Annotated in this window: 9 protein-coding genes; 2 read left to right on the top strand and 7 right to left on the bottom strand. The window is 71.4% G+C overall.

Annotation, left to right across the window (positions count from 1 at the left end; translation table 11 throughout):
• Positions 1-24 precede the first annotated feature (24 nt).
• On the top strand, positions 25-447 hold the full coding sequence (locus OHB00_RS35415) for a MarR family winged helix-turn-helix transcriptional regulator (RefSeq protein WP_406440940.1): 423 nt from the start codon (positions 25-27) through the stop codon (positions 445-447).
• A 1-nt stretch (position 448) separates the two neighbouring features.
• Here the strand turns inward: OHB00_RS35415 and OHB00_RS35410 are convergent, their stop codons facing one another.
• Both OHB00_RS35410 and OHB00_RS35405 read right to left on the bottom strand, forming a co-directional pair.
• Entirely contained in the window at positions 449-1822 is a 1374-nt protein-coding gene (locus OHB00_RS35410; protein ID WP_406440939.1) for a hypothetical protein, read from the bottom strand.
• 42 nt (positions 1823-1864) lie between these two features.
• The gene (locus OHB00_RS35405) at positions 1865-4876 is read right to left on the bottom strand and encodes a glycoside hydrolase family 3 protein (RefSeq protein WP_406440938.1); all 3012 of its coding nucleotides are present in this window, start codon (positions 4874-4876) and stop codon (positions 1865-1867) included.
• 127 nt (positions 4877-5003) lie between these two features.
• Here OHB00_RS35405 and OHB00_RS35400 point away from each other — a divergent pair, with 127 nt between their 5' ends.
• Positions 5004-6893 (top strand): ricin-type beta-trefoil lectin domain protein, encoded by a 1890-nt coding sequence (locus OHB00_RS35400; RefSeq protein ID WP_406440936.1) that lies wholly within the window; start codon positions 5004-5006, stop codon positions 6891-6893.
• 45 nt (positions 6894-6938) lie between these two features.
• Here OHB00_RS35400 and cimA read toward each other — a convergent pair whose 3' ends face one another.
• The 5 genes from cimA to ureA all read right to left on the bottom strand — a co-directional run bounded on the left by cimA (position 6939) and on the right by ureA (position 13041).
• Positions 6939-8549 carry a citramalate synthase gene (gene cimA, locus OHB00_RS35395; protein WP_406440934.1) on the bottom strand — a complete coding sequence of 537 codons (1611 nt, stop codon included), beginning with the start codon at positions 8547-8549 and terminating at the stop codon, positions 6939-6941.
• 424 nt (positions 8550-8973) lie between these two features.
• Positions 8974-9573 carry a TetR/AcrR family transcriptional regulator gene (locus tag OHB00_RS35390; RefSeq protein WP_406440932.1) on the bottom strand — a complete coding sequence of 200 codons (600 nt, stop codon included), beginning with the start codon at positions 9571-9573 and terminating at the stop codon, positions 8974-8976.
• Positions 9574-9582: 9 nt separating this feature from the next.
• The gene (locus OHB00_RS35385) at positions 9583-10620 is read right to left on the bottom strand and encodes an agmatine/peptidylarginine deiminase (RefSeq protein ID WP_406440930.1); all 1038 of its coding nucleotides are present in this window, start codon (positions 10618-10620) and stop codon (positions 9583-9585) included.
• A gap of 10 nt (positions 10621-10630) precedes the next feature.
• The gene (locus OHB00_RS35380; RefSeq protein ID WP_406440928.1) at positions 10631-12343 is read right to left on the bottom strand and encodes an urease subunit alpha; all 1713 of its coding nucleotides are present in this window, start codon (positions 12341-12343) and stop codon (positions 10631-10633) included.
• Positions 12340-13041, bottom strand: coding sequence for an urease subunit gamma (gene ureA / locus OHB00_RS35375; protein ID WP_406440926.1), 702 nt, complete (start codon positions 13039-13041; stop codon positions 12340-12342). The genes OHB00_RS35380 and ureA overlap by 4 nt, the downstream gene beginning before the upstream one ends.
• Between the last annotated feature and the right edge of the window lie 104 nt (positions 13042-13145).

Below are 13145 nucleotides of genomic sequence, written 5' to 3'. Positions count from 1 at the left end.
TAAGTATTCGCGTACGATCTTGTCATGGAGCACCTCCCCGAAGCCGCCCGTATCCGTCGTGCCGTCCTCCGGTTCAACCGCCGGCTGCGGCAGGAGCGCGCGGACGGGAGCCTCAGTCCCAATCAGCTGTCGGTGCTCGGCCATCTGTACCGGCACGGGCCGGCCACGCCCGGCGAGGTCGCGGCCGCCGAGCGGCAGCGGCCGCAGTCGCTGACCCGGGTCTTCGCGGAGCTGGCGGCCGAGGGATTGATCGAGCGGGCGCCGGACCCTTCCGACGGCCGGCAGTCCCTGCTGAGCCTGACCGAAGCGGGGCGCCGGGCGCTGGAGGCCGACATGGCCCAGCGGGACGCCTGGCTGGCCGGGGCCCTCGGGTCGCTGAGTGAGACCGAGCGCGGGGTACTGCTGCTCGCCGCCGCCGTGATGGAGCGCCTGGGACAAGCGGAGTAGGTCAGAACCCGCCGCCGAAGTCCCCGCTGTCCCCGCCCCCGCCGCCGAAGTCCCCGCCTCCCCCGCCGAAGTCGCCGAAGTCCCCGGGGTCGAAGTCCGCGCCCGAGACGTCGCCGCCCTGGTAGCCGCCGGTGTCGAAGCCGCCGAAGTCGCCGTACCCGGTGCCGTAGTCGGCCGCGTAGGCGGGGGCGGACATCCAGCCGCCCAGGGCGGTGCCGAGGAGGAGGCCGGGGAGGATGCCGCCGCCGAAGTAGCCGCCCGCCCAGGGGCCGTAGGCCGGGCCCGCGTCCCAGTAGGGGCGGCGGCCGTAGTCCGTGTCGACCTCGCGGACCACCGGGTCGCGGCCGTCGGCCAGGCGGGTGGCGTCGGCCGCGCAGACCGGGACCTCGCGGGGCGCGCCGCCGGGCGGGGTCCAGGTGGCGTCCGTGACCGAGGGGCCGTGCCGGGGGTCGAAGAAGCAGGGCGGGCGGCGCTCCGGCAGCGGGCGGCCCTCGCGGCGGGCGGCCAGCTGGGCGAGCGAGAACCTGCCGTCCTCCAGCGCCTGGGTGACCGCCCGGACGTCCTCCGGTCTGCGGGCGCCGGCCATGGCGGACTTCGCCTGGTCGTAGGCGTTCAGCGCATGCTCGTAGTCCCCGCGCATCGCGTCGTCGGCGCCCGGCTCGGCCGGATGGAATTCGAGGCGGTCCAGTTCCTCGCCGAACGCGGTGATGTCCTCGTCCACGACGACCCGGAGCCGGTCCAGAGCGGCCCGCCGCTCCTCCTCGTGGCGCCGGCGGTTACGGCGGACCATCGCGTACGCGCCCGCTCCGCCGGCCACGACCACTGCTCCGATCGCGATCAGCGCCGTACTGGAGACCCCTGAGCCGCCCGTGCCGCCGCCCCAGGTCGAGGGGGCCTTGCCGCCCATGTTGGTCAGGGCGCGGTCGCTGAAGTCGGTGAGCTGGGTCCTGGCGGTCTGGCCCTGGACACTGGTGACCAGGTTCTGCACGGCCGTCCGGGGCAGCACCGAGGAGTCCGCGCGGGCGTCGAAGCGGTCGCCGAGGCGGACGGCGTACAGGCCGGTGATGCCGGTGGCGGTGCGCAGGTTCGTGAAGAGGTTCTGGGTCGGGTACCCGGCCGGCAGGACGGCGATGAACAGGGGTTTGTCCGCGTCCTTGATCTGCCGGGCCAGCGCGTCGGCGTCGGCCGTGGAGAGCTGGGCGGCGGCCGCCGGGTCGACGTAGACCGGGTTCTTGCGCAGGGCGTCGGCGATCGCCGAGACACCGGTGGCCGCGCCGGCCCGCGGGGCGACGGCGGTCAGGGCGACCAGCGCCAGCGCACACGCCAGGAACAGCAGCCCCGGGAGGCTTCGGGGGATCCGTCGCACCGCCTTCATGGTTCGAAAGTACCCCGAAGCCTCCCAAAGAGTGCTGTCCCTCTACGCTGCCCGGTACGCCTCCGTCAGCTTCTCCACCGCCGCCGCGTACCTGCCGGTCAGCAGCAGGTGGTCCGCGTCGGCGAAGGGCTTCGAGACGGCCGCCGTGATCGACTGCCCGGCCTTCGCCTGGACCAGCAGGCGCGCCTTGGTGACCAGTTTCCGGCCGGCCGAGTCGGCGCCCGCCCGTTCGGCCGCCCCGGCCGCCACGCCGAGCGCCTTCAGGGTGGCCTCGCCGCCCTGGGGAGCCCTGGTCAGGGTGGTCAGACCCCAGCCGTACGGGTACTGCGGGTCGTACGACGCGTCGCCCACGTTGATCGGCAGCTGCGCCTCGGACCTCGGCCAGGTGACCGGGAGCTGACCGGTGAAGGCCTTCCTGCCGTAGAGCACGTCGGCCACGCCGTCGCCCTCCGTGCCCGGCAGCCAGGACGCCACCAGGGCGTCGATCTCGCCGAGCCGGTCGCCGATCAGCTGCGGGCGCCCGGAGACGATCAGGACCGCGCACTTCATGGCCGCGCACACCTTGTCCACGGCCGCCTGGTCGGCGGCGGACAGCACGAGGTCGTTGCCGTTGCCGACGTCTCCGACGCCCTCGGCGTACGGGGTCTCGCCGACGACGACCACGCCCACGTCGTAGCCGCTCGTCGGCGCCGAGGCGTCCTTGGAGTAGGTGACGTCTCCCCCGGCGTTCTTCATGCCCTGGAGGATGGTGGTGCCGGTGGTGTGGGTGCCGGAGGCGCCCTGCCAGGTGATGGTCCAGCCGCCGGTCTGGTTGCCGAGGTCGTCGGCGTTGGACCCGGCGACGTACACCTTCTGGGACTTCTTCAGCGGCAGGACACCGGAGGAGTTCTTCAGCAGCACCTGGGACTCGGCGGCCGCCTGCCGGGCGACGGCCCGGTGCCCGGCGGAGCCGATCTCCGAGGCCCCGGACGTGTCGGCGTACGGGTGCTCGAAGAGGCCCAGCCTGAACTTCTGGGTGAGGATGCGGGAGACGGCGTCGTCGACGCGCTGCTCGCTGACGCGACCCGCGTTGACCTCGTCGATCAGGGTCGAGGTGAAGTCCTGGTAGCTGTAGGGGACCATCATCATGTCGACGCCCGCGTCGACGGCCGTGCGGACGTGGGAGGGATAGTCGCCGGGGAGCTGGTCGATGGCGTTCCAGTCGCTGATCACGAAGCCCTTGAAGCCCATCCGGTCCTTGAGCACCCCGTTGATCATGTCGGCGCGGGCGTGCATCTTCACCGGGCCCAGACCGTCGCCCACGATGTCGAGCGAGGAGTACGACGGCATGACCGTGCCGATGCCCCGGTCCACGGCCGTCTGGTACGGCGCCAGGTGGATCGCCTCCAGCTGCTGCCGGGTGACCGTGGTGACGCCCTGGTCGATGGTGTAGGTGCCGGTCGTGGAGGAGCCGTAGGCGGTGCCGCCGTCGCCGACGAAGTGCTTGGCGGTGGCGAGCACCTTGTCGTCGTCCTTCAGGTCACGTCCGTCGGCGCGCCCCTGCAGCCCCTGGATCACCGTCTCCATGGACTTCACCAGCGCCGGGTCCTCGCCGAAGGACTCGTAGGAGCGGCCCCAGCGTTCGTCACGGGTGACGCAGAGGCAGGGCGCGAAGTCCCAGGGGATGCCGGTGGCGCGGACCTCGGCCGCCGTCACCGCGCCTGTCCGCTCGGCCAGTCGGGGATCGCGGGTCGCGCCGATGCCGATGTTGTGCGGCATGATCGTGGCGCCGGCCAGGTTGTTGTGGCCGTGCACGGCGTCGACACCGTAGATCAGCGGGATCTGGAACCGGGTCGCCTGCGCCCGGAGCTGGAAGGAGTCGATCATCTGCGCCCAGGCCGCGGCCGTGTTGGGCGTGGGCGTCGAGCCGCCGCCGGAGAGCAGCGAGCCGAGGTCGTAGGCGGCGATGTCGCCGCCGTTGCCCACGGCGCCCCGCTCGGCCTGGGTCATCTGCCCGGCCTTCTCCGCCAGGGACATCCGGGAGAGGAGGTCCGCGACCCTCTTCTTCACGGGCAACCTGCTGTCCAGGTACGGCAGTCCGTGCGCGTCGATGACGACCTGCGGGGTCTCCGCGGGGGCCCTGGCGCCGGTGACCGTGAGCTTCAGCGGGATGGTCTTGGCGGATTCGGCCGAACGGTCCTTGAGCGTCGGCACCTCGATGGTCCGGGTCGCCCCGGAGGCGGTGCCCGCCGGGAAGGTGAGGGTGCCGGAGACCGCCTTGTAGTCCTTGCCGGACTCGGCGGTGCCGCCCGCCGTCTCGTAGGTGACCGTCACCGGGTCGTCGATCGGGGCGGAGCCGGTGGTGGCGACCGTGACCCTCACCGAGGCCGTGCCGCCCGCCTTCACCGGGTAGACGGCCGCGTCTGTGGTGACCGACGCCCGCAGCGCCTGGTCGGCCTTGCCGTACAGCTCCACGTCGTCCATGGCGAACTGCCCCTTGACCCCGACGGGGAGGGTGACCGCGTAGCCCCACATCCGAGTCAGGCCGAGGACGTGGTCGATGCCTCCGACGGGCTGGTAGTCCGTCCGGTAGACGAAGTCGGTGAACGGGATCTCGATCTGCTTCCAGCCGGAGAAGTCGTCGGTGAACGACGTCGTCCACAGCTCCGACGCCTCGCCGTCGGTGCCGCCGTCCTTGATCTCGAAGGCGGTCTTCTTGCCGTTGTCCTGGCCGTCCCACCAGAAGCGGATGCCCTTGTGGGCGGACCAGTCGTGGGCGGGTTCGGTGGCGGCGAAGTCGTGGGTGAAGCCGCCGTAGCCGCTGATGTCGTAGGTGCCGGACAGGACCTTGGCGCCCTCGGGGGCGTCGGCGCGGTCGGCGAACCGCAGGGTGGGCGGATCGTCGCTGTCGCCGCCCCAGGTGAAGATGCCCTCGGCGGGCTGGGAGGCGAAGGGGACCTCACCTTCGAAGCGGTCCACGGGGGTCGGCGCGGGGTCGTCGGCGGCGCGGGCCGCGGACAGGGGCATCAGGGCTGCGAGTAGAGCGGTGGACACGAGCAGGGCGGTTCTTGGCATGGACCTTCCCTCGACTCTCTGGTTCACTCAGGGCTCTCACAGTTCACTCATGGCTTAGATCACGTCGTGAGTTAACTAACGGCTCGCTTCCCCGTCAAGACGTCCCGTCAGGAAGGGCGATGTGCCCATGAGAAGCACCCCCCACGTGCCGGCGAGAAGAACACCCCGCGGCCTCCGGCTGCTCCTGGCCGGCCTGCTCACCGCGGCCGGCTTCAGCGCGGTCGTACCGCCGGCGCACGCGGCCGGCGAACAGGTCACCGCGTACCTCACCACCACGGACGACTCCGCCGGACGCCATGTCACGCGCGGCCTCCAGGCGCAGACGCCGTTCGCCTTCTCCTCCGGGACCGGCGGCAGCGGCGAGAACATCACCGTGGACGAGAACACCCGCTACCAGACCTTCACCGGCGGCGGCGCGTCCTTCACGGACACCGCGGCCTGGCTGATGAACAGCAGCGGGGCGTTGTCGCAGGCCACCCGGGACGCCACCATGCAGAAGCTGTTCTCGCCGACGAACGGCATCGGGCTGTCGTTCCTGCGCAATCCGATGGGCGCCTCGGACCTGGCACGGTACGGGTACACGTACGACGACATACCCGCCGGGCAGAACGACCCGAACCTGAACAGCTTCTCCATCTCGCACGACCTGGCGGACGTCGTGCCGCTCACCAGGCAGGCGCTCCAGCTGAACCCCTCCCTGACTGTCATGGCCTCGCCATGGACGGCGCCGGCGTGGATGAAGGACAGCGGCTCGCTCAACGGGGGCTGGCTGAAGGCGGAGGACTACGCGGCCTACGCCGGGTACTTCGTGAAGTACCTCCAGGCGTACAAGGACCAGGGCGTCAACGTCTCCTACGTGACCCCGCAGAACGAGCCCACCTGCTGTTCCGGCTACCCGTCGATGAGCTGGAACGCCTCCGGGCTGCAGTACTTCCTCAAGAACGACCTGCTGCCGCAGCTCCAGTCGGCCGGCCTGTCCACCAAGGTCCTCGCGCACGACTGGAACTGGGACGCCTACGACTCCTACGCGGCCGCGCTCGTGAACGACCCGACGATCCGCAACCACCCCAATTTCGGCGGGATCGCCTGGCACGGATACGGCGGTGACGTCTCCGAGCAGACCACCGTGCACAACCAGTACCCCACGCTGGACGCCTTCGGCACCGAGCACTCCGGCGGCACCTGGATCGCCGACCAGCAGCGCGAGGACATGAACAACATCATCGACTACACCCGCAACTGGGCGAAGTCGGTGACCAAGTGGTCGCTCGCCGTGGACCAGAACATGGGCCCGCACAACGGCGGCTGCGGCACCTGCACCGGTCTGGTCACCGTGCACGACGGGGACGGCGCGAGCGGGACCGTGGACTACACCGTCGAGTACTACGACATGGGCCAGCTGACCAGGTTCGTACGGCCGGGCGCCCAGCGGATCGCCTCCACCGCGTCCACCGCGGTGCCGAACGTGGCCTGGCGCAACCCGGACGGCTCGAAGGCCCTGATCGCCTACAACGACTCGTCCAGCGCCACGACCATGACCATCGACTGGGGCTCCCAGCACGCCACTTACTCGCTCCCCGGGAAGACCTCGGCGACCTTCACCTGGTCCGGCACCCAGTCGGGCGACTCCAGCCGGACCGGCGCGTTCGTGGGGCTGGCGAGCAAGTGCCTGGACGTGGCGGGCGGTTCGACCACGAACGGCACGGCCGTCCAGCTCTACGACTGCAACGGCTCCACCGCCCAGCAGTGGACCGTGCGGTCCGACGGGTCGATCCAGGCGCTCGGCAAGTGCCTCGACGTGACGTCGGCCTCGACGGCGGACGGCGCGAAGGTGCAGTTGTACGACTGCAACGGGACCGGTGCGCAGCAGTGGTCGTCCAACTCGTCCACCGGTGACGTCGTGAACACGGCGGCGAACAAGTGCCTCGACGTCACGGACAACTCGTCGGCGAACGGGGCCCGGGCGCAGATCTGGTCCTGCACGGGGGCGTCCAACCAGAAGTGGCACCTCCAGTAGCGAAGAGGGAGCTGGGGGCCGTGAGCGCAGCCCCCAGCCTCCGCGCTACTCCGCCGGTTCCACGCCCGCGCGCAGCAGGCCGTAGGTGTACGCGTCCTCCAGGGCCTGCCAGGAGGCGGCGATGACGTTCTCCGCGACGCCGACCGTCGACCATTCGCCGCTGCCGTCGGAGGTGGAGATGAGCACGCGGGTGATGGACTCGGTGCCGTGCTTGCCCTCCAGGATGCGGACCTTGTAGTCGACCAGGTCCAGCTTGGCGAGCTGCGGGTAGATCTTTTCGAGGGCCACGCGCAGGGCGCGGTCGAGGGCGTTGACCGGGCCGTTGCCCTCGGCCGTGGCGACGATGCGCTCGCTCTTGGCCCAGAGCTTGACCGTGGCCTCGTTGGCGTGGGTGCCGTCGGGGCGGTCCTCGACGATGGCCCGCCAGGACTCGACACGGAAGTAGGAGCGCGGCCTGCCCTCGACCTCGGCGCGCAGCAGGAGCTCGAAGGAGGCGTCGGCGGCCTCGTAGGTGTAGCCCTGGAGCTCGCGCTCCTTGACGCGCTCCACCACGCGGCCGACCAGTTCACGGTCGCCGCCGAGGTCGACGCCGAGCTCCTTGCCCTTGAGCTCCACCGAGGCGCGGCCGGCCATGTCGGAGACCAGCATGCGCATGGTGTTGCCGACCAGCTCGGGGTCGATGTGCTGGTACAGGTCCGGGTCGACCTTGATCGCGGAGGCGTGCAGGCCGGCCTTGTGGGCGAACGCGGAGACACCCACATAGGGCTGGTGGGTGGAGGGCGTGAGGTTGACGACCTCGGCGATGGCGTGCGAGATGCGGGTCATCTCGCGGAGCCGGTCCGCGGGCAGCACCTGCTTGCCGTACTTGAGCTCCAGCGCCGCGACCACCGGGAACAGGTTGGCGTTGCCGACCCGTTCGCCGTAGCCGTTCGCCGTGCACTGGACGTGGGTGGCGCCGGCGTCGACGGCGGCCAGGGTGTTGGCGACCGCGCAGCCGGTGTCGTCCTGGGCGTGGATGCCGAGCCGGGCGCCGGTGTCCGCGAGGACGGTGGAGACGACGGCGTTGACCTGGGCGGGAAGCATGCCGCCGTTGGTGTCGCAGAGGACGACCACGTCGGCGCCGGCCTCGGCGGCGGCCCGTACGACGGCCTTCGCGTACTCGGGGTTGGCGCGGTAGCCGTCGAAGAAGTGCTCGCAGTCGACGAAGACCCGGCGGCCCTGGTCCTTCAGGAAGGACACCGTGTCGCGGACCATCTCCAGGTTCTCGTCGAGGGTGGTGCGCAGCGCCAGCTCGACATGCCGGTCGTGGGACTTGGCGACCAGGGTGATCACCGGGGCGCCGGAGTCCAGCAGCGCCTTGACCTGGGGGTCGTCCGCCGCCTTGGCGTTCGCCCGGCGGGTGGCGCCGAAGGCGACCAGCTGGGCGTGCTTGAAGTCGATCTCCTGCTGGGCGCGGGCGAAGAACTCGGTGTCCCGGGGGTTGGCGCCCGGCCAGCCGCCCTCGATGAAGCCCACGCCGAAGTCGTCCAGGTGCCGTGCGATGGCCAGCTTGTCCGCGACGGTGAGGTTGATGCCCTCGCGCTGCGCGCCGTCGCGCAGCGTGGTGTCGAAGACGTGGAACGAGTCGTCCAGCTCGTGGGTTTCCGTCTCGGTCATGGTCCCTAGGCTCCTGATGTCTTGTCTCGGTCGTACCGGAATGACCGGCTCCACCGTGCCTCCATGGTCCCTCGCGCCTGTCTCCCGGCTGAAGGTGGGCCGGAAAACGAAAAAACCCCTCGCGGGTGCGAGAGGTCTGCGCGCGGGTCGAGGACGACGATGGCCACCCGTACCTGGTCGTACGTGGTGGTCACTGCGGACCGGCGCGCCTGCTGCCAATAATCGTGGCGAACGAGAGCACGGAGGCAGTCTGGCACAGCCCCGCCCCCGGCTCACGCACTGTCTCAGGATGCGGTCGCCCCCGGCTCAGGGGCGCAGGTCGACCAGGCGGGCGCTCGTCACTCCGTCCGGGCAGGACAGGACAGGGAGCCGAGGATCACACGCCGGCCGTCCAGCCCTCAGTGCGTACAACCCGGTCGTAAGGTCACGCGTCCGCGAGAAGATCCGCTTCGAGGAACTCGCTCACATGGCCGAGGACCTGTGCCCGGTCCGTGCCGCGCAGCCCGATCGCGACATGGATGGAGAAGCCGTCCAGCAGGGCGCGCAGGCGGGCGGCGAACCGGTCCGGGTCGACGGGCCGGAACTCGCCGCGCGAGATGCCCTCCGCGACCAGTGCCACCAGGTCGCGGTGCCAGGCGCCCTCGATGGCGGCCTGCCGGTCGCGGGCCGCCTCGTCGGCGTTCTGCGAACGGTTCCAGACCTCCAGCCAGAGGGTCCAGTGCGGGTCCCGGTGCCCGTCGGGGACGTACAGGTCGACGTAGGCGTCGAGGCGCTCGCGCACGGTGCCGCGCCGGGTGAGCAGCCGGCCGCGCTCGGCGCCCAGCCGGTCCTCGCTCCACTCCAGGGTCTGGAGCAGCAGTTCGTCCTTGGAGTGGAAGTAGTAGAGGAGATGGCCGCTGCTCATGCCGACCTCGCTGCCGAGCGCGGCCATGGTCAGCTTCTCCAGCCCCCGTTCGGCGATCATCGTCATGGCGGCGGCGAGCACGTCCTCGCGGGGCGGGGCCTGTCTGCGCCCACCGGCCATCGTCGGCTCCTAGATCCTCGGCTGCTGTTGCGTGATGCAGTGGATACCGCCCCCGCCGGAGAAGATCGTACGGGCGTCCACCAGCGTCACCGTCCGCTCCGGGAACAGGCGGCGGAAGATCCCGGCGGCGGTCTCGTCGCGCGGGTCACCGAAGCCGCACAGCACCACCGCGCCGTTGCAGAGGTAGTGGTTGATGTAGGAGTAGTCGGCCCAGTGGCCGTCGGCCTCCAGGACGGTCGGGGCCGGGACCTCCACGACCTCCAGCGCCCGGCCGCGTGCGTCGGTCCGGGATCGCAGCAGGCCGATGACCTCCTTGGTCACCTCGTGGTCGGGGTGCGCCGGGTCGGGCTGGGAGTGCGCGACCACGACTCCCGGGCGGGCGAAGGCGGCGACGATGTCGACGTGCCCGAGGGTGCCGAAGCCGTACGGGGGGTAGTCGCCGGTGAGGCCGCGCGGCAGCCATATCGCCTTGCGGGTGCCGAGCATTCCGTGGATCTCGGCCTCGACCTCCTCCTTCGTCCAGCCCGGGTTGCGCTCGGGGCCGAGCTGCACGGTCTCGGTCAGCACGACGGTCCCCTCGCCGTCGACGTGGATCGCCCCGCCCTCGTTGACCAGACGCGAGGCATACGTCTTCGCGCCCGCGAGGTCCGAGACATACGCGGCGATCTTCGCGTCGTGCTCCCAGCGGGCCCAGTGCTGGGCGCCCCAGCCGTTGAACGTCCAGTCCACGGCGGCCAGTTCACGGCCGTTCGTGAGAAACGTGGGGCCGATGTCCCGCATCCAGGCGTCGTCCAGCTCGCGCTCGACGGTGTCGGCGCCCGGGCCGAGCAGCGTCCGCGCGTCCGCCGACTGGCCGGGGCCGCACACCACCGTCACCGGTTCGAAGCGGAGGATCGTGCGGGCCACCGAGGCCCAGGCCATCCGTGCGGCGGTGAGGTCGTCGGGGTCGTCGAAGGTGGGGTTGGGGCCCGGCCACGCCATCCAGGTGCGCTCGTGCGGGGTCCACTCGGCGGGCATGTGGAAGCCGTCGGAGGCTGCCTTGTTCATGGGGGGTCCTTCAGAGGAAGTACAGGCGGTTGAGGGAGACGGAGTCGGCCGGCTCGGAGTGGAGCGGCTCGCCGTCGAGCGTGACCAGGCCGGTGCGCCGGTCGACGTCGACCGTTCCGGTACGGGAGTTGAGCCGCAGGTCGGCCGGGCCGATGCCGCGAGTGCCGCGGACGGCGACCCGGCGGCGCCGGGTGGGCATGGTGTCATGGCCCTGGTCGAGGGCGGCCTGGGCCACGAACGCGACGGAGATGTCGGCGGGGGTGGCGCCGTGCGCCCCGAACTGCGGTCCCAGGACGAGCGGTTCGCAGGTGTCGGTGGCCGCACCCGGGTCGCCGGTGACGCCGAACGCCGGGAAACCGGCCTTCAGCACCAGCTGCGGCTTGGCCCCGAAGTACTCCGGCGCCCACAGCACGATGTCGGCGAGCTTGCCGACCTCGATCGAGCCGACCTCGTGGGCGAGGCCGTGGGCGATCGCGGGGTTGATGGTCAGCTTGGCCATGTACCGCAGGACGCGCTCGTTGTCGTGGCCGGTGTCCGGGGCGCCGAGCTCGGCCTTCATCTTGCCGGCCATGGCGAAGGTACGGCGGACGGTCTCCCCGGCCCGGCCCATGCCCTGCGCGTCGGACGAGGTGATGCCGATCGCGCCCAGGTCGTGCAGCACGTCCTCGGCGCCCATGGTCCCGGAGCGGATGCGGTCGCGGGCCATGGCGGCGTCGCCGGGCAGGTCGGTCTTCAGGTCGTGGACGGAGACGATCATCCCGTAGTGCTCGGCGACCGCGTCCCGGCCGAAGGGCAGGGTGGGGTTGGTGGAGGAGCCGATGACGTTGGGGACACCGGCCATCTTCAGGACGTTGGGCACGTGTCCGCCGCCGCAGCCCTCGATGTGGAAGGCGTGGATGGTCCGGCCCTCCAGCACCCGCAGGGTGTCCTCGACCGACAGGCACTCGTTCAGCCCGTCGCTGTGCAGGGCGACCTGGACGTCGTGCTCCTCGGCGACCCGCAACGCCGTGTCCAGCGCCCGCGTATGGGCGCCCATGTCCTCGTGCACCTTGAAGCCCGAGGCGCCTCCCTCGGCGAGGGCCTCGATCAGCGGGGCCCGGTGCGAGGAAGAACCGCGCCCGAGGAAGCCGATGTTGACGGGCCAGGCGTCGAAGGCGCCGAACGCGTGCTTCAGCGCCCAGGGCGAGTTGACGCCCACGCCCCACACCGGCCCGAACTCCTGGCCGATGACGGTGGTCACGCCGGAGGCCAGCGACGCCTCCATGATGCGCGGCGACAGCAGATGGACGTGCGTGTCCACGGCACCGGCGGTGGCGATGAGCCCCTCGCCGGACACGATCGAGGTGCCGGTGCCGACCACGACGTCCACCCCGTCGAGGGTGTCGGGGTTCCCGGCCCGCCCGATGGCGCGGATGCGTCCCTCGCGGATGCCGATGGAGACCTTGCGGATCCCCAGCACGGCGTCGATCACGACGACGTTGCTGACGACGACGTCACAGGTCTCCCGGACCGCGGCGGCCTTCAGGTGCAGCCCGTCGCGGGCGGTCTTGCCGAAGCCGGCCAGGAACTCGTCGCCGTGGCGCTGGGAGTCGTCCTCGACCCGGATCACCAGCCCCGAGTCACCGAGGCGGACACGGTCGCCGGCGCGGGGGCCGTGGGTGGCCGCGTACTCGTGCGGGGTGAGGCGGCGGGCCTCGGCGGGGTGACCTCCGGGGCGGCTCATCGCCCGGCCTCCTCTGCGTCTCGTACGCCCAGGTACCCGCAGGCGGCGGCGCGGCGCAGCGCCTCCTCGCGGGCGCCGGGCGCATCCAGCGGCCCGTCGACGAGCCCGGCGAAGCCGATGGCGACCCTACCGCCGCCGATCGGCACGAGACCGACCTCCAGCGACTCCCCCGGCCCGAACCGCACGGACGACCCGGCGGGCACGGCCAGCCGCAGTCCGTAGGCCGCGGCGCGGTCGAAGTCGAGGCGGGGGTTGGCCTCGAAGAAGTGGAAGTGCGAGGTGACGGAGACCGGGACGGCCGCGGTGTTGGTGACGGTCAGCCGTACGACCGCCTCCGGATCGGCGTGCTCGGGCCCGGGAAGCAGGGCACCGGGTCCCTCCTCCCCCAGCCCGCCGCCCCCGATGGGGTCGGTGACGACCGCGAGCCGTGAGCCGTCGTCGAACACGGCCTCGACGTGCACCTCGGTGACGATGTCGGCGACGCCGGGCAGCACGTCGGCCGGGCCGAGGACGGAGCGGGCCGCCTCGACGGCCTCGGCGAGCCGCCTGCCGTCCCGGGCGGCCTCGCAGACGGTGTCCGCGATCAGCGCGGTGGCCTCCGGGACGTTGAGCCTGAGGCCCCGCGCGCGACGGGCCCGGGCCAGCTCGGCGGCGCCGAAGAGCAGCAGCCGGTCACGTTCCGTGGGGGTCAGTCGCACGCCCGGCACCTCCTTCGCTTCCTCTTGCCATGCTCGACTTAGAGCAACACTCTAAACTCCGGACCGCGAGAAGGAAACCTTTACCCCTGAGCTGCAGGTCAGGC

It is taken from the genome of Streptomyces sp. NBC_00631 (genome assembly GCF_045206895.1).
Classification (GTDB): domain Bacteria; phylum Actinomycetota; class Actinomycetes; order Streptomycetales; family Streptomycetaceae; genus Streptomyces.
Note: the sequence above shows the minus strand (reverse complement) of the source record. Positions and strands in the feature narration are given on the sequence as shown.

Coding starts and splice junctions, on each gene's coding strand:
- OHB00_RS35415 (WP_406440940.1), top strand. CDS start 25: ATGGAGCACCTCCCCGAAGCCGCCCGTATCCGTCGTGCCGTCCTCCGG.
- OHB00_RS35410 (WP_406440939.1), bottom strand. CDS start 1,822: ATGAAGGCGGTGCGACGGATCCCCCGAAGCCTCCCGGGGCTGCTGTTC.
- OHB00_RS35405 (WP_406440938.1), bottom strand. CDS start 4,876: ATGCCAAGAACCGCCCTGCTCGTGTCCACCGCTCTACTCGCAGCCCTG.
- OHB00_RS35400 (WP_406440936.1), top strand. CDS start 5,004: ATGAGAAGCACCCCCCACGTGCCGGCGAGAAGAACACCCCGCGGCCTC.
- cimA (WP_406440934.1), bottom strand. CDS start 8,549: ATGACCGAGACGGAAACCCACGAGCTGGACGACTCGTTCCACGTCTTC.
- OHB00_RS35390 (WP_406440932.1), bottom strand. CDS start 9,573: ATGGCCGGTGGGCGCAGACAGGCCCCGCCCCGCGAGGACGTGCTCGCC.
- OHB00_RS35385 (WP_406440930.1), bottom strand. CDS start 10,620: ATGAACAAGGCAGCCTCCGACGGCTTCCACATGCCCGCCGAGTGGACC.
- OHB00_RS35380 (WP_406440928.1), bottom strand. CDS start 12,343: ATGAGCCGCCCCGGAGGTCACCCCGCCGAGGCCCGCCGCCTCACCCCG.